This is a genomic window from Nonomuraea sp. NPDC049421, assembly GCF_040677005.1.
GTDB classification, from domain to species: Bacteria; Actinomycetota; Actinomycetes; order Streptosporangiales; family Streptosporangiaceae; genus Nonomuraea; species Nonomuraea salmonea.
In genome coordinates this window covers 28,885-47,981 of the sequence record NZ_JBFAQA010000048.1, presented here as the reverse complement: position 1 = coordinate 47,981, position 19,097 = coordinate 28,885, and the positions used below count along the sequence as shown (strand labels likewise).

Sequence of the window (19,097 nt, the reverse complement as noted above, 5' to 3'; positions counted from 1 at the left end):
CCAGAAGGTAAAGGAAAACCCTCGAACCTATGGCCCTACCGCAGGTTCGAGGGTTTCCGATGTCGTGCGACATCACAGTGTGCCCCCTGCAGGATTCGAACCTGCGCACCCGGCTCCGGAGGCCGGTGCTCTATCCCCTGAGCTAAGGGGGCTCAACAGGTGACAAGGCTACCAGTATCCCGGGACCACTACGCACCAGATAACACTCCATGAACGCATCCCGTGAAAACCACCCGTGACCGCCCAGCTACGGGTTAGCTTGGCGGCCGTGGGTGAGGCTCTTGGGAAAGTACTGGTCGTAGACGATGACGAGGTCATCAGGCAGCTGATCGCGGTCAACCTCGACCTGGAGGGGTTCGAGGTGGTGACCGCCACCGACGGGCAGGACTGCCTTGATCGGGTGCTGGATGTCATGCCGGATGTCATCACGCTCGATGTGATGATGCCGCGCCTGGACGGTTGGACCGCGGCGCAGCGGCTGCGGACGGATGATGCCACCCGGCACATCAAGGTGGTGCTGATCACGGCTCGGGCGCAGGATGATGACAAGGTGCGGGGTCGGGGGATCGGGGTGGATGCGTACCTGACCAAGCCGTTTGATCCGGCCGAGTTGATCCAGGTGGTGCGGGATCTGGCGGCTGGGGCGGCTAAGACGTTCTGAGCGCGGTGCCCCCCAGTCTCCGAAGTCGCTGGGTCGGGAAGGGGTGGCCGCCTTCCTTGTCAGCCCTCGCGTAGGCAGAAGGGGTGGCCGGAGGGGCTCATATAGACGTTGGACGTCACGTGGTGGGCGCCGGCGTCGAGGGCCCGTTGGGTGGCCGCACCGAGGTCGTCTGTCCTGAGGTCCAGGTGTAGTTGCTGGGGGATCGCCGGGGTCGGCCAGGTCGGTGGTACGTGGTCGGGGGCCAGTTGGAGGACGAGCACCGGGAAGCCCTCTGCCTGGAGGAAGTGGTGGGTGGGGGTGCGAGTCAGGGTGCCGCCCAGCAGGTGGTGCCAGAACGTGCTCTCCCCCTCCAGGTCCGCCGTGTCGATGACGATCGAGGCCAGGGTGAAGGGCATGGTCACACCACCGGGATGATGCCGCCGTCGACGCGGAACTGGGCGCCCGTCAGCCATTTCGCGCGGCGGGAGGCGAGGAAGGCGATCAGTTCGGCGGCGTCCTCGGGGGCGCCGGGGCGGCCCATGGGGATGTCGAGGTGGTCGGCCATCTGTTGCTGCACCTGCTTCAGGGTGATGCCCTGTGCGTCGGCGATCTCCTGGTGGTGGGCGATGGCGCCTTCTGTGGCGATGAAGCCGGGCAGGACGCACACCACCCGTACGCCGCTCCGGCCCACCTCGGCGGCGAGGCCGCGGCTGTAGGCGTTGAGTGCGGCCTTCGCGGCCGCGTACGAGATGTCGCCGTCCTGGGGTGTGCGGCTGGCGATGGAGGAGACGTGCACCACCACGCCCGAGCCGCGTTCCGCCATGCCCGGGACGAGGGCGCGGTCGAGGCGGACGGCGCTGAGCAGGTTGATGTCCAGGTCTTTGCGCCAGTACTCGTCGGGGCGCTCCAACGTGGGCGTCAGCGGGGTGGTGGCGCCGGCGTTGTTCACCAGGACGTCCACGCCGCCCACGGTGTCGATGACCTGCTGGGCGAGGGCGGCCACGCCCTGTTCCGTGGCGAGGTCGGCGCGGATGAAGGTGGCGGGGAGGCCCTCGGTGGGTTCGGTGCGGGAGGCGGTGAGGACGGTCGCGCCCGCGGCGGCGAAGCGGCGGGCGGTGGCGGCGCCCAGGCCGCGGCTGCCGCCGGTGATCAGGACGCGCAGGCCGTGCAGGCCCTCGTCGACGGTCATGGGGTTGCTCCTCAGCTAAAGTGAATCGGACTCCGGTAACACTACAGCAAACGGAGTCTGATTCACCTTAGGGAGGTGCTGGTGACGTCCTCACGTCCGATGCGCGCGGATGCGCGGCGCAACCGCGAGGCGCTCCTGGCCGCGGCGCGCGAGGCGTTCCTCGGTGGGGAGGCCGAGATCCAGGTCGAGGAGATCGCGCGGCGGGCCGGGGTGGCGGTCGGTACGCTCTACCGCCACTTCGAGACCCGCGAGGCCCTGGTGGAGGAGGTCTATCGCGACGAGGTCGCCAAGCTGTGCGGCGCGGCCGACGAGCACCTCGGCCGGTACGCCCCCGAGGAGGCCCTGCGGCGGTTCCTGCTGCTGCTCGTGGAGCACGCGGGGGTGGGCAAGGGCATGGCCGTGGCGCTGGAGAGCATCATGGCGACCGATTCGCCGGTCTTCGACGAGGCTCGTACGCAGATGGCGCAGGCTCTCGATCGGCTGCTTGCGGCGGGGGTGGCGGCGGGGACGCTGCGTGAGGGGGTCGGCGGGCGTACGGTGCTGCGCGCGCTCGGCGGGGTCTGCGGGATGCGGGCCACGGCGGGGTGGAAGGACGAGGCCGTACGCATCACCACGATCTTCTTCGACGGCCTACGCCGCTGACCCATCAGGTCGCGGGGGTCCAGGCGCGGAGTTTGTGGGGGTTGCGTACGGCCCAGATGTTCGTGATGCGGTCGCCCGCCACCTCGAACGCCATCACCGCCACCGTCCGGCCCTCTCGCTCGGTCACCAGCCCGGGCCGGCCGTTGACCATCCGTTCCGTGAGCGAGAGCGCGGGGATCATCTCCGTGATCTCCAGGGCGTAGCGGGCGATCGCGGCGGCGCCGCGGATCGGTTCGAGGACGGCGGGCACCAGGCCGCCGCCGTCGGCGGTGAGCGTGGCGGCGGGGTCGAGGATGCCGATGAGGGCGGCGATGTCCTGGGACTCCCAGGCCCGCTTGAAGGTCCTGACGACGCCGGCGCGCCGCGCGTTCGTGGTCTCGGGCGGCTGGGCGGCGGTGATGCGGCGGCGGGCGGAGGAGGCGAGCTGGCGGCAGGCGGCGGGGGTGCGGCCGACGATCTCGGCCACCTCGGCGAAGGGGTAGCGGAAGACGTCGTGCAGGATGAACGCCACGCGCTCGGCCGGGGTCATCGACTCGACCACGACGAGGAAGGCCATGCTGAGCGACTCGTCGAGGGTGACGCGATCAGCTGGGTCGGCGGAGCCGGCGGAGCCGGCGGTGATCCAGTCCGTACGTTCGGGCAGCGGCTCGGGGATCCACTCCCCCACGTAGCGCTCGCGCCTGGCCCTGGCCGAGCCGAGCAGGTCGAGGCAGATGCGCCCGGCGACCTTGGTCAGCCACGCGGCCGGCACCTCGATGGCCTGCCGTTCCTCGTCCGGCATGGCGTACCAGCGGGCGTAGGTCTCCTGGACGACGTCCTCGGCGTCGGCCAGGGAGCCGAGCAGGCGGTAGGCGAGGCTGATGAGCTGGCGTCGTTCGCCGATCAGGCTCGGGTCGGGCGTGGTCATGTCGTGGCCGGTCCCCTCGTGTGCCGTGGGTCTTCACCAAGGATGACGACGTAGGGCGCGGAGATGTGAGGCTCACATTTCGCCCGGCTGCGTCGTCGGACTCCCGTACGAACATCCGAGGAGAGGAATTCTGTGATGTCCGAGTCGCGACTGCCCGATCCCGCCCGGTTCATCCCCGAGGTGGGCGAGATCGCCGGCGCGATGGCGAAGGCCGTCATGAACGGAACCATCCCCCAGACCACCGTGCACCTGGTGCAGCTGCGCGCCGGGCAGCTGGTCGGCAACACCTACCACACGGTGCGGCAGACCGGCGAGCTGCGGGCGGCCGGGGAGGCGGAGGAGCGGATCACGGCGGTGGCGTCGTGGCGGGACGCCCCCCATTTCACGGACGCGGAACGGGCGGCGCTGGAGCTGGTGGAGGCCGTGCTGACCCCGAACCCGTACGGGGAGCGCGTCCCCGACGAGCTGTTCGCGAGGGCGGCCGTCCACTACGACGAGAAGGCGCTGTGGACGCTGACCATGGCGATCGCCCAGATGTGCTTCTTCATCCCGGTCGCGCTCATCGCCAAGCCGGTGCCCGGAAAACCCTTGGGGCAGAACTACACGCGATAGTGTGCCCGGATGATCCGTATTCCGGAGGGGTTGGCGCAGGGCACCGTCGCGCGTGAGGGTGAGGCTGGGGCGGCGTGGATCGCCGAGCTGCCCGCCATCGTCGACGGGCTTCTCCACCGATGGAGCTGTGTGCCGGACGGTGAGGTGCTGCACGGCGGGGTCGGTGTGATCGTGCCTGTGCGGCGTTCCGGCGGCGGGGCCGCGGTGATGAAGGTGTCGTTCCCGCATCCGGGCAACGTGCACGAGCCGGACGCGTTCGCGGCGTGGGGCGGGCGGGGCGCGGTCATGCTGTACGAGCGGGCCGACGACCGCTACGCCATGCTGCTCGAACGTGCCGACACCAGGACCCTGGCGACGGCCGGGGACGTGGAGGAGATGGTGACGGTGGCGGGGGTGCTGAGCCGCCGCCTCGCCGTCCCCGCGCCGGATCACCTGCCGCGTCTGCACGACCGGGCCGGCGCCTGGGTGGAGGAGCTGCGCAGGGACGCGGCCGAGCTGCCGCACACCATGCCGGCGTACGTGGTGGACGCCGCCGTGGCCACCGTCCGCGAGGTGGGGGCGGCGCAGCCCGGCATCCTCATCCACGGTGACCTGCATCCGGGCAACATCCTGCGGGCCGAGCGGGAGCCGTGGCTGGCCGTCGATCCCAAGGGCTACGCCGGTGACCCCGCCTATGACGTGGGGCCGCTGGTCAAGTCGCTGGTGCTGAAGCTGCTTGAGTCGGGCGACCTGGGCAAGGCGCTGCTCCGTACGCTGGACGTCTTCGCCGAGACGGCCGAGCTGGACCGCGAGCGGGTGCGCCGGTGGGCCCAGTTCCACGCGGTGCAGGGGGCGTTCCACGGGCGCAGGCACGGCTTCAGGGCGTCCAGGGCGGGCGAGGTGGACGATCTGGCGCCGCTCCTCGATCTGGCCGATCAGCTGGCGGCGCTGCTCACGGAGTGAGCCCAGGTCACCAGGGTGTCGTACTGACGTTCCAGGCCGTGCTCGCGCGTCCCCAGCGGGTCCTTGAAGAAGAACGCCAGCTCCGCGAGCGGCCCGTGCCGGCCGGCGCGGTGGGCGGCGGCGGTGAGGCGGGCGAGGTCGAGCACCAGCGGGGCGGCCAGCGCGGAGTCGCAGCCCTGCCAGGTGAACTGCAGGGTCATCCGCACGCCCAGAAAGCCCTCGAACGTGACGTGGTCCCACGCCGTCTTCCAGTCGCCGAGGTCGGGCACGTGATGGATGTGCACGGCGTCGTGGACGTCCTCGCCGAGGGTCTCGGCGAGCATGCGGCGCTTGGAGCGGATCTTGCTGTCGGCGCGGTCAGGCTCGGCCAGGGTGGCGCCGTCGCCGCCGCCGAGCAGGTTGGTGCCCGACCAGGACAGCGGGCGCAGCGCCCGCCTGGCGAACATCGGTGCGAGCACCGACTTCACCAGGGTTTCGCCGGTCTTGCCGTCGTGGCCCGCGTACGGCACCCGCCGCTCCTCGGCGAGCTGGGCCAGGGCGGGCAGCCTGGCTCCCGTGGAGGGCGTGAAGTCGACGTAGGGGCAGCCGGCCGTGAACGCCGCCATGGCGTACAGCGAGCTGGCGGGCAGCTCCGCGGTGTCCGTGCCGAGCGCGTGGCGCAGGGCGTCGAGGGTGGCGTGCTGCGGCAGCTCGTACGGCAGCGGCGCCTCGGTCGAGGAGACGTTGACCACGACGACGGTGTCCAGGCCGTTCCTGCGGCGGAAGCCGGCCAGGTGAGCGGCCGCCTCCTCGACGGCGGTCCGCTGGTCGGGCGCGGTGGCGAGCGGGCTGGGCCGGATCTCCTCCTCCGCCGCCCGCAGGTCGCGCTCGACCAGCGCGGGCAGCCCCGCGGGCACCACGCGGGCGTCGACCAGCTGTTCGGCGCGCTTGAGCAGCGGAGTGTCCACCAGCTCGTGCCCGCCGAACACCAGGTCGCCGAATTCCGTGAGGGGCACGGAGGCGAAGTCGGGCCGCGCGGTGACGCACCCCGTGGGCGCCACCAGACCCGCGCGCATGGCGGCGGCTCCCAGCGTCGCCGTCGTGCCCACCGACCCCCGTGCTCCTATGAGCCAGATCCCCGTCCGCACCGTCCGTCTCCCGTCCCCCCGTGTGGCTTGTCAGGGGGAACCTAGACGGCGCGGCCATACCTCAGCTATATGTCCAGCGGCTCCGCCCCCGTCAGGCGGCGCCTCGCAGGTTGAGCACGTCCGGGTGGTCGAGCCCGGAGTCTCCGGTCAGGATCGCCTGGTGCACGCGCTGCAGTTCCTCCCCCGGCGCGACGCCCAGGTGCTCGGCGAGGATCTCCCGTCCCTGCTGGTAGACCTGGAGCGCGTCAGCCGGTCGGCCGCAGCGGTAGAGCGCGATCATGAGCTGGGTCCTGAGCCCCTCCCTGAGCGCGTCCTCGCTGACGAGGCCGGTCAGCTCGGGTACGAGCTCCACGTGCATGCCCAGGGCCAGCCTGGCGTCGATGTGCCGCTCCAGCACCGTCCTGCGGCTCTCCTCCAAGCCGGGGAGCTCCGCGGCCGACAGCTGCCCGGTCACGTCGCAGAGGGCGGGGCCGCGCCACAGCGCGAGCGCCCTCCTGAGCGTGCTCTCCGCCTGGATGAATTCTCCGGCGCCGAGCTGGCGGGCGCCCTGGTCGGCCAGGGTCTGGAATTTCCGGTGGTCCACTTCCCATTGTCCGGTGACCAGTTGATAACCACTTCCTTCACGAGTGATTTCCAGGCTGCCTTTCTGCAGCCGGTGCCGGAGCCGGGACACGTACGTGCAGATCTGCGCGCCCGGTGTCGTGGGCGGCTGCTCACCCCACAGCAGGTAGCTCATTCTCTGGTCAGAAAGCGGCCTGCCCTCGGCGAACAGCAACGCAGCCAGCACGGTGCGTAACTTGGCCCCGTCCAGCGGAACGGTACGCCTGCCACTCCAGGCCTCGACCGGCCCCAGGAGCCGGAACTCCATGTGGCACCCCCTTGTTTACCGGAATGCTCGAACACTCCCAGATTGCCATCTTCCGATAAGGAAAGCTGTAATCGCGGACAACCTTTTACTTGACAACTGAAAATCGCGAGAAAAGGCCGTCATCACAGGGAGCGACGGCCCATCGGATAAGCGTGACCGGCATATTTGAAATATACCGGAATGATGTTCCGGCAGAGGTGGTGAAACCGCAGGCCATCGGAGAATATGACGTTGACTCATCTCCGGCGATGACCCGCGGCTTCCTGACAGGTGAAGTCAGGAGGGTGACGGTGGTGAAACCGCCACCCGAATTCGGGGGCATCTACCTACGCCGGGGGTAGGTCTAGGCCCCCGTTCTGCGCGCACGGAGCCGCTCAGCCGGCGCCCCACCCGAGCATGAGCCGCTGCTCCTCCTCGGTCAGCATGGGCAGCCGGGACAGCGGCGCGTCGGGGTCGGCGACGGCCGCGGCCAGCAGCACCCGCAGGTTGCTCACCAGGCGTTCGACGGTCGCCCGGTCGAACAGGTCGGTGTCGTACGTCAGCGCGCCCGCGATCGTCCCGTCCGTCTCGTGCAGCTGCAGGTCGAGGTCGTAGCGGGAGGTCGGGTGCGACAGCGGATGCGGCGCCAGCACGAGGTCGCCGAGGTCGAGCACGAGCGCGTCCGCCGAGCGCAGCCCGAACAGCGACACCCCTTCCGGCCCGCGCGCCTGACGGAACCTGACGCGGTGCGACTTCTGCATGCCGAAGCTGACCTCGCACAGCGGCGGGCGGCTCGGGTCACGCTCGGGGTTGAGCAGGTCAACCAGCACCGCGAACGGCAGGTCCTGATGGTCGAGCGCGTCGAGCACGCCGTCGCGTACGCGCCGCACGAGCAGGCGGAACGACGGCGGCCCCGCGAGGTCGGCGCGCAGCACCACCGAGTCCGCGAAATAGCCGACGACCTGGCTGAAGGCGGCCTGCTCCCGGTGCGCGGTCGGGGTCGCCACCCGCAGGTCGGCCTGCCCGGTGTGCCGGTAGAGCAGGGTGTAGAAGCCGGCCAGCAGCACCACGAACAGCGTCGCCGCCTCGGCGTCGGCCAGGCGGCGCAGCGCCGCCGACAGCTCGGCGTCGAACGACACCGGGCACCGGTCGCCGCGCTGGCGGCGGACGCGGGGACGCGGCCGGTCCGTACGCAGCCCGAGGTCGGGCAGCGGCCCGGCGAGCCGGCTCCGCCAGTACGCGGCCAGCCGCTCGCCCTCGGGACCGCCCAGCAGGGCCGCCTGCCGGCGGACGTATTCGGTGTAGCGGGCGCCCACCTCCGGCAGGTCCGGCGGCTCGCCGCGCAGCCTGGCGGTGTAGAGCACGCCCAGCTCGTCCAGGCACTGGAAGGCCGACCAGGCGTCCAGGGCGATGTGGTGGCCGTTGAGCAGCAGGACCTGCCCGCCGTCGCCGCGGTCGTACAGGTGCCAGCGCAGCACCGGGCCCTCCGCGAGGTCGAACGGGTGCATCGCCTCGCGGGTGAGCAGCGCGGCGAAGGCGTCCTCGCCGAGGTCGCGGGCGTCGTACGACTCCAGCCGCACCTGCCCGGCCGGCGGGTGCACGCGCTGGAACGGGATGCCCTCCAGCGCCACGTACGTCGTCCGCAGCATCGGGTGCCGGGCTGCCAGGTCGGCGAGCGCGCCGTCGAAGGCCGCCCGGTCCAGCCGGGTCAGCACCCGCCACGCGGACGGGACGTTGTAGGCGGGATTGCCGGGATCGACGTGGTGCATGAACCACATGGCCTGCTGGCCGTGCGAGAGCGGGAACAGCTCGTCGCCCTTCGCACGGCGCAGCAGCAGGTCGCGTACGAGCGCGCGTTTCTCCTCCGGCGCGAGCCGGTCGAGCAGGTCCGCGATGCCCGTCACGCGGTGCTCTCCCCGCCGGCCAGCAACTGACCGAGCACGGCGTCGAGGTCGCCGTCCGACAGGTCGTCGACCTGCTCGGGGCGCAGCTCGGGCACGGTCACCGGCCGGGCGGCCTGGGCGTGCGCCTCGGCACGACCGGACCCGGCGGCCTGGGCGGGAGCGTGCGCCTCGGCCAGACCTGACTCGACGTACCTCGCGATCTCCACGATGGTCGCGCCGCCGAGCAGCCGGGCCGTCGAGACGACCACGCCCGTGCTGGACTCGATGGCCTGGCGCAGCTCCATCGCCATGAGCGAGTCCACGCCCAGCGACGTGGCCGACGCCTCCGGGTCGAGCAGCGCGGGGTCCGTCCTGGTGATCTTGGCGATCTGCCGGGTGACGTGCTCGACGAGCAGGCCGGCGCGGCGGTCCGGCGCGGCGGCGAGCAGCTCGTCCTTGAGCCCCTTGCCGTCGTGGCCGGCCCGGTCCGCGCCGGAGTCGTCGGGGACGGCCAGCAGGTCGCGCAGCAGCGAGCCGCGCCCGGCCGAGGGCAGCAGCTCCGCCCAGCGGCCCGGCTCGAACCGGGTGATCGCCACCTGCGCGGGCCCGCCCGCCGCCAGCTCCCGCATGAGCGCGTCATAGCCCTCGTCGGGGGTGCAGCTCGGCAGGCCGCGGTCCTCCAGCCGGCCGCCGCGGTCGGGGCGGGCCGCGAGCCCGATGTCCGACCAGGGGCCCCAGTTGATCGTGGTGGCGGGCATGCCGTGGGCGCGCCGGTGGTGGGCGAGCGCGTCCATGGCGGTGTTGCCCGCCGCGTAGTTGGCTTGGCCCGGGTTGCCGAGCAGGGCCGCGACGGAGGAGAACAGCACGAAGAAGTCGAGCGGCGCGCCGGCCGCGAGCCGGTGCAGGTTCCAGGAGCCGAGCGCCTTCGGGCCGAGCACGGTCGTGAAGTCCTCCCAGGTGAGCTGGGCCAGCGTGCGGTCGGCCAGCACGCCTGCCGCGTGCACGACGCCGCGCAGCGGGGGCGCGCCCGCCAGGGCCGAGGTGACGGCGCGGGCCAGGTCGGCGTGCCTGGCGACGTCGGCGCGTACCACGGTGACGGCGGTGCCGGCCGCGCGCAGTCCGTTCAGCTCGGCGGCCGTCTCCGGGTTCGGCGCGCGCCTGCCGAGCAGGATCAGGTGTCCGGCGCCCTCGCGGGCCAGGGCCCGCGCGGTGCCGAGGCCGAGCGCGCCCAGGCCGCCGGTGACCAGGTAGCTGCCGTCCGCGCGGACCGGCAGGTCGCCCGACGGCTCCTGCTCCATGGACACCAGCACCTTGCCGACGTGCCTGGCCCTGGCGAGGCGGCGGAACGCGGCGCCGGCCGCCCGTACGGGGTGCACCTCCCTGGGCAGCGGGCTCAGCCGGCCGTCCGCGAGGCGGCCCATCAGCTCCCGCAGCGCCGCGCCGACCTGCTCGGGCCGGTGCAGGAACAGCGCCTCGACGTCGAGCGAGCAGAACGACAGACCCCTGCCGAAGTGTGCGAGCCCGAGCTGGGTGTTCTCCTCGATGTCGCGCTTGCCCAGCTCCACGAACCTGCCGCCGGGGCGCAGCGCCGCCAGGCCCGCCTCGATGGCGTCGCCGGACAGCGAGTTCAGCACGATGTCCACGCCCTCGCCGCCGGTCAGCTCCCGAACCTGCGCCGCGAAGTCCACGGAACGGGAGTCCATGACGTGCTCGATGCCCAGCTCGTCGCGCAGGTAGGCGCGCTTCTCCTCACTCCCGGCGGTGGCGAACACCTCGGCGCCGGCCGCGCGGGCGAGCTGCACGGCCGCGAGGCCCACGCCGCCGCTCGCCGAGTGGATCAGCACCCTGTCGTCCGCGCCCATGCCGGCCAGCCGCTCCAGCCCGAAGTACGCGGTCAGGAAGACGATCGGCGCCGTCACGGCGTCCTCGAAGCTCAGCGTGTCGGGCAGCGGCACGACCACGCGGGCGTCGGCGTGCACGTGGGAGGCCACGCAGCCGCGCGAGGAGTCGGTGATGGCGACCACCCGCTGCCCCACCGACAGCCCTTCGACGCCCTGGCCGAGCGCGGTGACGCGGCCCGCGCACTCGATGCCGAGCGGCAGGGCGGCCGTCGTGGCGGCGGGCAGCACGCCCATGGCGCGCAGCACGTCCTTGAAGTTCAGCGCCGCGACCTCGACCTCGACCTCGACCTCGCCGGGCGCGGGCGGCTCCGCCTCCGCGGGGGTGACGCGGAGCCGGTCGAGCGGGCCCGGCGCGGGCATCTCCAGCCGGAACCTGCCGCCGCCGCGCAGCAGCTCGGCGCCGCGCACGGTCTCGTCGTCCTCCTGTACGGGGTACGGCAGGCGGCGCATCCTGGCCGCGTACCGCTCGCCGTGCCGCCAGGCCACCTGGTCCTCGTCCTCGGCCGCCAGCTCGTCGGCGAGCGCGTCGGGGCGGCCCTGTTCGAGGTCCACGAGGGTGCAGCGCAGCTCGGGGTGCTCGTGGGCGACGGTCCTGCCGAAGCCCCACAGGGACGCCGGCACGATGTCGGGCAGCTCGCCCTGCCTGACCGCGACGGCTCCCGTGGTGACGATCCACAGCCGGGTCGATGCGCCGGCCAGGGCCCGCACCAGGTGCAGCGCGCCGCCGCAGGCCAGGGCGAGCGCCCCGGCCAGCACGTCCGCGTCCGACGTCGCCGCGTCCTGGGCGGTGGCCGCTCCCGTGTCCGGGGCGCGGTCCTGCTCCCCCGTCCTCCCCGTGTCGCCGGGAAGCACGCCCCAGGCGTGGATGACGCCGTCCAGACCGTAGTCGGCGGCGGTGTCCGTGAGCAGGCGGGCGAAGTCGGCGGGGGCGGCCGGGTCGATGACGTAGTGGTCGGGGGCCACCCGCTCGTACGTCTGGCCGGGGTGCACCCTGACGCAGGTGTGGCCGCGGGCGGTCAGCGTCTCGTGCAGCGTGCCGCCGGGGGCGTCGAGGAGCAGGAGGCGGCGGGTGGTCTCCATGCGGGGCGGGGCGGGCAGCGGCTGCCAGGCGATCTCGTAGCGGGCCTCGGTCATCTTCTCCGTGGCGTCGTCCGTGCCGCCCAGGCGGCGCATCGCCAGGCCGTCCACCTCCAGGATGAGCGTGCCGTCCGGGTTCCACACCTTGAGGTCGGCGCGGCCGTCGGCGCCGAGGCTCGCGTGGGCGAGGCAGCCGTCGGCGGGCGCGCCGTGCAGGCGCAGGCGTGTGAGGCTGACCGGCAGGTACGTGTCCGTGCCGTCCGGCAGCGTGGCGAGGACGGTCTGCAGGCAGGCGTCGAGGATCGCCGGGTGCACCACGTGCGGGTCGCCGGGGGCGGTCACCGTGTCGAAGCCGGACAGCTCCGCCCACGCCTCGCTCCCGCCAGGAGCACGGTGCACGCGCTGGATCCGCTGGAACCTCGGCCCGTAGCGCAGGCCGCGCGCGGCGCACTCCCGGTAGAAGTCGTCCGCGCCGATGACCGCCCAGCCCTCGGGCACCACCGGCTGCGTGGGCGCTTCTGTGGCCGGTTCTGTGGCCGGTTCTGTGGCCGGAGTTGGGCGGAGGCGGCCCTTCGCGTGCAGGGTCCAGGCACCGTCGCCCTGGTCGCTGTAGATCTGGAAGGCGCGCTGCTCCCCCGTGCCGGCCAGTGCCAGCTGGACCTGGGTGGTGCGCTGGTCGGGCAGGGTCAGGGCGGCGGCGAAGATCAGGTCGGTCAGCTCCACCGGCTCGCCGCCCGATGCCGCGAGCGCCATCTCCGCGTAGCCGGCCGCGGGGAAGACGGCCATGTCGTCCACCCGGTGCTCGGCGAGGTACGGCGTGGTGCGGACGTCCTGCCACGACTCCCAGAACTCGGTGCCGGGATGCGCCGCGAGCTGCATGCGGGCGCCGAGGAGCGGGTGACCGGCCGTGCCGTGCCGGGGACGCCCGGCCTTGGCCGAGTCCTTCCACGGGAAGCCGATGTGCTGCCACGGGTAGCGCGGCAGGTCCACGTGTGGGCCCCGGCCGGGGAAGAGGGCGCGCCAGTCGGGCTCGTGGCCCGCCACGTACAGGTGGGCGAGCGAGCCGAGCGCCACCTCCACGCCCTCGTCGCGCCGCATCGACGGCAGCAGGAGCAGGTCGGCCTCGATGCCGCGGCCGATCGCGCCGAGCACCACCGGGTGCGGGCTGAGCTCCACGAACGTGTCGTGTCCCTCGGCCACCAGCCGCTCGACGGCCGGCCAGAACCGCACCGGCTCGCGCAGGTTGCGCACCCAGTAGGCGGCGTCGAGCCGCTCCGCCTCGGGGTCGGCGGTCGAGTGGAACGCAGGGCCGTCCGTGGCGGCCTCGCCGCCGACGCCGGTGATCTCCGTGCGCAGCAGGTCGCGCAGGGCATCCATGTGCGGGCTGTGGGCGGCGACGTCGATGTCGATGCGGCGGCAGAAGACCTCGCCGCCCTCCAGCTCGCCCACGATCTTGTCGATCGCGGCCCGGTCACCGGAGACGACCGTGGTGGACGGGCCGTTGAGCGCCGCCACCGAGACCTGCCCCGCGTACGGCTCCACCAGCGCGCGGGCCTCCTCGTGCGCCAGGCCCACGACGGCCATGCCGCCCCGGCCCGCCGTGGTGGCCATCAGCCGGCTGCGGGCGCAGATGACGCGGGCGCCGTCGTCCAGGGAGAGCCGGCCGGCCGCGCAGGCCGCCGCCAGCTCGCCCATGCTGTGCCCGATCACGGTGTCGGGCACGATGCCCCACGACCGCCAGAGCGCGGCCAGCGCCACCTGCACGGAGAACAGCACCGGCTGCACCACGTCGATCGGCAGCGCCGTCATCCGCTCCGGCGGGCCGGACAGCAGCTCCAGCACCGACCAGCCGCTCCACCGCCGCACGGCCGCGTCGCACCGCTCGATCGCGGCGCGGAAGACCGGCTCGGACGCGAGCAGCTCCGCGCCCATGCCGGGCCACTCGGAGCCCTGCCCGGGGAAGACGAACGCCACCTTGCCCGGCCGCGCGGGCACCCGGCCGGTGACCGTGCCCGCCTTGGATCGGCCCTCCTTGAACGCGGCCAGCGCCTCGCGCAGCTCGGCGGCCGACCCGGCGTGCACGACCAGCCGGTGCGGCTCGTGGCTGCGGCGGGTGGCCGCCGCCCGGCACACGTCCTGCGCGGCGGGGGCGTCCGGCCTGGCCAGCAGTTCCTCGTACGCGCTCGCCGTGTCGGCCAGCGCCTGCTTGGACCGCGTGGACAGGGCGAGCAGCAGCCCGCGTGAGGTGACCGGCGGCTCTGGCGGGGCGGGTTCAGCGGCGGGGGCGGCTTCCAGGACGACGTGGGCGTTCGTGCCGGTGATGCCGAACGAGCTGACCCCGGCCGCGGTGGGCGCGTCGTCTGGCCACGGCTCCAGCTCGCGCTGCACCCGGACGGCGTGCCGGTCCCAGGCGAAGGCAGGGGTGGGCTCGGCGCAGTGCAGGGACGGCGGCAGCGTCCTGTGGTGCAGGCTGAGCGCGGCCTTGATGACGCCGGCGATGCCCGCGGTGCCCTCGGTGTGCCCGATGTTGGTCTTGACCGAGCCCACCTTGACCGGCCGGTCCGCCGGGCGGCCCGCCGCGAAGACCGCCGCGATGGCGGACAGCTCGACCGGGTCGCCGACCGCCGTGCCGGTGCCGTGCGCCTCCACGTAGTGCACCCGGTCGGGGGTCAGGCCCGCGTCGGCGTACGCGGCGCGCAGCACCTGCTCCTGCCCCGACTGGCTGGGCGTGCCGGCGGAGGCGCCGGTCTGGCCGTCGTTGTTGACCGCGCCGCCGCGTACCACGGCGTAGACGCGGTCGCCGTCGGCCAGGGCCGCCGACAGCGGCTTGAGCACGACCACGCCGAACCCGTCGCTGCGCACGAACCCGTTGGCCGAGGCGTCGAACGCCTTGCAGCGCCCGTCGGGCGCCAGCATGTTGCCCCGCGAGAACGACACGCTGATGCCGGGGTCGAGCAGCACGTTCGCGCCGGCGGCCAGCGCCAGGTCGGCCTCGCCGCGCCGGATGCTCTGGCAGGCGAGGTGCAGCGCCACCAGCGAGGAGCAGCAGGCGGCGTCGATGACCATGCTGGGGCCCTGGAGGGCCAGCGCGTGCGACAGGCGGCCGGCGATGACGCTGCGGGCGGTGCCGCGCATCGAGTAGAGGTCGTTGTCGTGGGAGTCGGCCGACTCCATGCACTCGTAGTCGCTGAAGTGCACGCCGGCGAAGACGCCCGTACGCGAGCCGGCCAGCAGGTGCGCGGGCAGCCCCGCGTCTTCGAGCGCCTCCCAGGCGACCTCCAGGAGGACGCGCTGCTGCGGGTCGGTACGCGCGGCCTCGCGCGGCGAGTGCCGGAAGAACTCGGCGTCGAACTCGTCCACGCCGTCGATGAAGCCGCCCAGCCGGTTGTTGATCCGGCCCGGTGTGGCGGGCGTCGGGTCGTAGTAGGCGCCGGCGTCCCAGCGGTCGGCGGGTACCTCGCCGATGGCGTCGCGACCGTCGTGGAGCAGCCGCCAGAATTCCTCCGGTCCGCGCGCGCCGGGAAGCCTGCAGCCGATTCCGATGATCGCGACGAATTCTTCGTTGGAACGCACCGGGTGCCCCTTTTCCGTCGTTATCGAGGTCCGCTCGGCATTCTGTGCGGGCCCGCAATATGCCGCCTATACGCGCCGTTCCGCGCTTTCCTGGTACGCCACCAGCTCGACGAGGAACGCGGCGGGGCGGGGGACGTACATGAAGGCCACGGTCATTCCGGGCCGGGCGCCCCTGCACGGGGAGGCGTCCACCGGGGACAGCCCGCTCCCGCGCAGCCGGCGCAGCTCGGCCTCGACGTCGTCCACGACGAACGCGACGTGGTAGAGCCCTGGGCCCTGACCGGCGAGCCTGCCCTCGATCGCCGAGTTCGGGCGGGCCGGTGAGACCAGCTCGATGTCGGGGCCCTGGCCGGGCAGGCGCCAGAACTCACAGCTGACGCCGTAGTCGTCGGCGACGCCGCCGTCCACCGGGGACAGGCCGAGCGCCTCCAGGAACGCGCCGCTCCGCAGCGGTTCCGGGGTGGCCAGGCCGATGTGGTCGATGCCGAGGATCATGCGGCCGTCGTCCGGCCGACCAGCTCGGTGAGGTCGCCGACGGTCCGTACGGCGTGGAACTCGCGCAGGTCGAGCGTGACCCGCAGCCGGCTTTCGAGCTGGGCCAGCGCCTCCAGGGAGCTGATGCTGTCCCAGTCGCGCTCGGCCAGGACGTCCTCGTGGCGCAGCCGCCCGGCGTCCTCGCCGAGTATCTCGGCGAGCACCTCGGTCACGACCCTGCTGACCTGCTCACTCATGTCCGCTCCGCTCGCTCATCGTGATCCAGCCGGGCAGGTCCACCGTGCCGGTGGTCAGGTCGAGGACGAACGAGCCGTCGCCGTCCCCGTCCCTGGTGAAGCCGGCCTGCGTCCAGAAGGCGGCGGCGACCCGGTTGCGCTTGGTGGGGACGTACCGGCCGATCAGGGTCCGCGCGCCGCTCTCGGCGGCCTGCTCGGACAGCCAGGCGGCGATCGCCGTCTCGATGCCGCGTCCCAGCACCCGGCAGCTCAGCACCAGGTTGAGCACCCGCCACGTACGCGCGCCGCACTCCGCCCACAGCGCGCCCACGACGCCGTCGGAGCCGAACCTGTCGGACACCGTCACGGTCGCCACCAGGTGGTCGGGGCGCGCGGCCAGCTCGGCCGTCTCGGCCTCGCCGAACCTGACGCCGGTGAGGTTGAACTGGTTCGTCCGCGCGGCGAGCTGCGCCGCCCGCGCCACCGTGTACGGCGTGACCGGCGCGATCTCCACCTCGATCTTCAGCGCCCGCAGGTAGTCGGCGGCCGCCTCGAACCCGTCGGAGAACTCGGCCCGCTCCGCCCGCGCCCGGTAGAGGTCGGCGCGCCGCAGGTCGGCGTCGGTGAGGGACGGCGCGTCGAACCAGCCGGTCCGCAGCAGCCTCCTGACCAGGTGGGCGGGGTCGCCGGCGGCCGAGACGACGCCGATCTCGGGAAAGCGGTCGGCCACCTCGGCGCGTTCGACATCGGTGTCGTCCACGAAGACGAACGCGGACGGCGGCAGGCCGAGCGCGTCGGCCACCCTGCTCAGGTTCTCCGCCTTCGACGACCAGTTGACCGCCCGCGCCGCGAACGCGTCGGCGCGCAGCAGCATCTCGGGGTGCCCGCTCAGCGCCTCCTCGACGGGCTCGGCGTCGTTCTTGCTGGCCAGGACGAGGATGACGCCCTGCTCGCGCAGCCGCAGCACGGCCCGCTGGAACGCGCTGTAGCAGTTGCCCGGGTAGAGGCCGCCCAGCTGCACGCCGCCGGCGCCGGCCTCGCCGAGCACGCCGCCCCACAGCGTGCCGTCCAGGTCGAGGGCGAGCACCTTGCGCGACAAGCCGAGTCCGGCCTGGACGACGCGGCGCACCTCGCGGGCCAGCACCAGCAGCGCGCCGTCGGTGTAGGGCAGGTCGCCGTAGCGGTGCGTGCGGTCGTCGCGGGCCGCGTACGGCTCCTCGGCCAGCAGCCCGGCCAGGTCCACGACCTCGACGGCGGCGTGCTGCTCGGCGAGGGCGAGGAGGGCGGCGTTCAGCTCGTACCAGAGTTTCGTGACCTGGGTGCGGGCCTGGCGGCTCACCAGGCCGTCGCGCAGCTCGGCGGGCATGGGGACGGTGTGCAGGATCAGCGTCGGGCCGCCGGTGGGCAGGCTCCGGGTGAGTGCGGCCAGCCTGGCGCGTACGTGCTCCTCCAGGGCCGTGACGCCGACGGCCGACCAGTCGCGCGGCAGGAAGAAGGACTCGTCCATGAGCGCGCTGACGAACCGCGGCGACGAGCGGGCGAACGATCCCGTCGCCAGCTCCCTGTCCAGCGAGCCGTGCTCCCCCACGGTCAGCTCGGGCAGCACGCCGGCGGCCACGAGCTGGGCCCGCAGGATCTGCTCGTACGGGCCGATCGTGGCCGTCGCCAGCACGGTCACCGGCACGACGGGCGCGTCCTCGGCGCCCGGCTGCGGCGAGGCCGGTGTGGAGGGCAGTGTCGAGGTCCGTGTCGAGGTCAGTGCCGAGGGCAGTGCCGCCAGCAGGCGTCCCGCGCGGCGGGCCAGTGCGGGGTCGGCCGTCTCCAGCAGCGCCAGGCGGGTGCGCGGCGGCGGCATGCGGCGCTCGGCGACGGCCGTCCGCAGCTCCTGCAGCAGTGCGTCCATGATCAACCTTTCCCCGGACGTCCGGTCAGACCCTGATGAGGCTGCAGTACCAGCGCATGCCGATCGAGGTGCCGGTCAGCGCGGCGAGGTCGCCGGGCGCCAGCTCGCCCTCGTCCCAGCACCGCCCCAGGGCGAGGAGCTGGTCGGCGGCGCCCATGTGCCCGTGCGCGGCGGCCAGGCCGGCGTTGGTGCGCTCGGGCGGGATGCCGAACGGGCGGGCGACGTCGGCGATGGCGTCCTCGCTCTCGTTCAGCGCGAAGACGTGCGTCAGCTCACCCGGGTCCACGCCGGCCCGCTCGCAGGCCCGCTCGATCACCTCTGCCGAGCGGGCGGCCAGCGCGTCCACGAAGGCGCGCAGCCGGCGCGGGCTCTTGTCGAAGTGGGCGTGCACCCGCTCGGTGCCGGCCGGGGCCGTGGCGGCCGACCAGCCGGGCGGCGGCACGGGGGCGACCGCGCCGCCGTAGTCCGTACGGAACCAGTCGCAGAACTCCGGGTCGGTGAACTGGTGGGTGGCCAGCCACCGGTTGCGGGGATGGCCGCGCCGCAGCACCGCCGCGACCGCCCCGTCGCTGTGCACGGCCGTGTTGACCGTCATCCGGTTGCGGTGGAACTCGCTCACCCGGTTCACCGCGACGAACAGCGCGGTCTCGATCTCCGGCTGGACGGCCAGCGTGCCCGCCACCGTGCCGAGGCCGGTCACGCCGCACGCGCAGCCCTCGGTGAGCAGCAGCGTCTGGACGCGGTCGATCTTCAGCTCTCTGGCCAGCGCCGCAGAGGAGTCCCAGTGCAGGTATTCGGGCAGCTCCGACACCGCCACCACGAGCAGGTCGAGGTCGGCGGGGGCGAGCCCGACCCGGTCGAGCGCCGCCCGGCCGGCCCGCGCGGCGAGCTCGGTGCCCGTGACGCCGTCCTCGGCCCGGTGGAAGGTGCGGTAACCCATGCGCAGAATGCGCTCGGGGTCGGGCACGTAGTCGGCGGCGACCTCCCGCACGTCCTCGTCCGCTCCGAACGCGTAACCGAAACCGGCGATCCCGAACATCTTCCTCCCGCGCGCTCGTGCCGTCGCCGCCGATTATGGGAAATGCGTCTATACATCTCCGATAAATCGGCGCCATACGCGGTCACCGCACCCTGACGATTTCCG

Annotated in this window: 15 protein-coding genes and 1 tRNA gene; 4 read left to right on the top strand and 12 right to left on the bottom strand. The window is 73.1% G+C overall.

Features of this window, described 5'->3' with window-relative positions:
• Positions 1-80: 80 nt before the first annotated feature.
• Positions 81-152: transfer RNA gene (locus tag AB0K18_RS47545), tRNA-Arg, on the bottom strand.
• 116 nt (positions 153-268) lie between these two features.
• On the opposite strand from AB0K18_RS47545, the gene AB0K18_RS47540 reads away from it, so the two are divergent.
• Complete coding sequence (locus AB0K18_RS47540; protein WP_364365612.1) at positions 269-661, top strand: response regulator; 393 nt, start codon at positions 269-271, stop codon at positions 659-661.
• A gap of 59 nt (positions 662-720) precedes the next feature.
• On the opposite strand, the gene AB0K18_RS47535 is transcribed toward AB0K18_RS47540, so the two are convergent.
• Both AB0K18_RS47535 and AB0K18_RS47530 read right to left on the bottom strand, forming a co-directional pair.
• Complete coding sequence (locus AB0K18_RS47535) at positions 721-1,056, bottom strand: VOC family protein (protein ID WP_364928910.1); 336 nt, start codon at positions 1,054-1,056, stop codon at positions 721-723.
• Positions 1,057-1,058: 2 nt separating this feature from the next.
• Positions 1,059-1,829 (bottom strand): oxidoreductase, encoded by a 771-nt coding sequence (locus tag AB0K18_RS47530; RefSeq protein WP_364928907.1) that lies wholly within the window; start codon positions 1,827-1,829, stop codon positions 1,059-1,061.
• A gap of 81 nt (positions 1,830-1,910) precedes the next feature.
• On the opposite strand from AB0K18_RS47530, the gene AB0K18_RS47525 reads away from it, so the two are divergent.
• A complete protein-coding gene (locus AB0K18_RS47525; RefSeq protein ID WP_364928905.1) occupies positions 1,911-2,471 on the top strand; it encodes a TetR/AcrR family transcriptional regulator in 561 nt (186 codons plus the stop codon).
• A gap of 4 nt (positions 2,472-2,475) precedes the next feature.
• Here the strand turns inward: AB0K18_RS47525 and sigJ are convergent, their stop codons facing one another.
• Positions 2,476-3,378: an RNA polymerase sigma factor SigJ gene (sigJ, locus tag AB0K18_RS47520; RefSeq protein WP_364928902.1), complete on the bottom strand. Its 903-nt coding sequence runs from the start codon at positions 3,376-3,378 to the stop codon at positions 2,476-2,478.
• 135 nt (positions 3,379-3,513) lie between these two features.
• Between sigJ and AB0K18_RS47515 the strand changes: the two genes are divergently transcribed.
• Together AB0K18_RS47515 and AB0K18_RS47510 are read left to right on the top strand one after the other, a co-directional pair.
• A complete protein-coding gene (locus tag AB0K18_RS47515) occupies positions 3,514-3,990 on the top strand; it encodes a carboxymuconolactone decarboxylase family protein (RefSeq protein ID WP_364928899.1) in 477 nt (158 codons plus the stop codon).
• Between the two features lie 9 nt (positions 3,991-3,999).
• Positions 4,000-4,932 (top strand): aminoglycoside phosphotransferase family protein, encoded by a 933-nt coding sequence (locus tag AB0K18_RS47510; protein ID WP_364928896.1) that lies wholly within the window; start codon positions 4,000-4,002, stop codon positions 4,930-4,932.
• Here AB0K18_RS47510 and AB0K18_RS47505 read toward each other — a convergent pair.
• The 8 genes from AB0K18_RS47505 to AB0K18_RS47470 all read right to left on the bottom strand — a co-directional run bounded on the left by AB0K18_RS47505 (position 4,905) and on the right by AB0K18_RS47470 (position 18,992).
• A complete protein-coding gene (locus AB0K18_RS47505) occupies positions 4,905-6,059 on the bottom strand; it encodes an inositol-3-phosphate synthase (RefSeq protein ID WP_364928893.1) in 1,155 nt (384 codons plus the stop codon). The two genes, AB0K18_RS47510 and AB0K18_RS47505, sit on opposite strands and share 28 nt — an antisense overlap.
• Positions 6,060-6,150: 91 nt before the next feature.
• A complete protein-coding gene (locus AB0K18_RS47500; RefSeq protein WP_364928890.1) occupies positions 6,151-6,927 on the bottom strand; it encodes an AfsR/SARP family transcriptional regulator in 777 nt (258 codons plus the stop codon).
• Between the two features lie 374 nt (positions 6,928-7,301).
• Positions 7,302-8,810: a condensation domain-containing protein gene (locus AB0K18_RS47495; RefSeq protein ID WP_364928887.1), complete on the bottom strand. Its 1,509-nt coding sequence runs from the start codon at positions 8,808-8,810 to the stop codon at positions 7,302-7,304.
• Positions 8,807-15,340 (bottom strand): SDR family NAD(P)-dependent oxidoreductase, encoded by a 6,534-nt coding sequence (locus AB0K18_RS47490; protein ID WP_364928885.1) that lies wholly within the window; start codon positions 15,338-15,340, stop codon positions 8,807-8,809. The genes AB0K18_RS47495 and AB0K18_RS47490 overlap by 4 nt, the downstream gene beginning before the upstream one ends.
• A gap of 66 nt (positions 15,341-15,406) precedes the next feature.
• Entirely contained in the window at positions 15,407-15,835 is a 429-nt protein-coding gene (locus tag AB0K18_RS47485) for a VOC family protein (RefSeq protein WP_364928884.1), read from the bottom strand.
• Positions 15,832-16,071 carry an acyl carrier protein gene (locus tag AB0K18_RS47480; RefSeq protein WP_345397000.1) on the bottom strand — a complete coding sequence of 80 codons (240 nt, stop codon included), beginning with the start codon at positions 16,069-16,071 and terminating at the stop codon, positions 15,832-15,834. Before AB0K18_RS47480 ends, AB0K18_RS47485 begins: the two co-directional genes overlap by 4 nt.
• Positions 16,064-17,953, bottom strand: a complete 1,890-nt coding sequence (locus AB0K18_RS47475) for an HAD-IIIC family phosphatase (protein ID WP_364928882.1) — start codon at positions 17,951-17,953, stop codon at positions 16,064-16,066. The genes AB0K18_RS47480 and AB0K18_RS47475 overlap by 8 nt, the downstream gene beginning before the upstream one ends.
• Before the next feature lie 25 nt (positions 17,954-17,978).
• Positions 17,979-18,992 (bottom strand): 3-oxoacyl-[acyl-carrier-protein] synthase III C-terminal domain-containing protein, encoded by a 1,014-nt coding sequence (locus tag AB0K18_RS47470; protein ID WP_364928880.1) that lies wholly within the window; start codon positions 18,990-18,992, stop codon positions 17,979-17,981.
• Between the last annotated feature and the right edge of the window lie 105 nt (positions 18,993-19,097).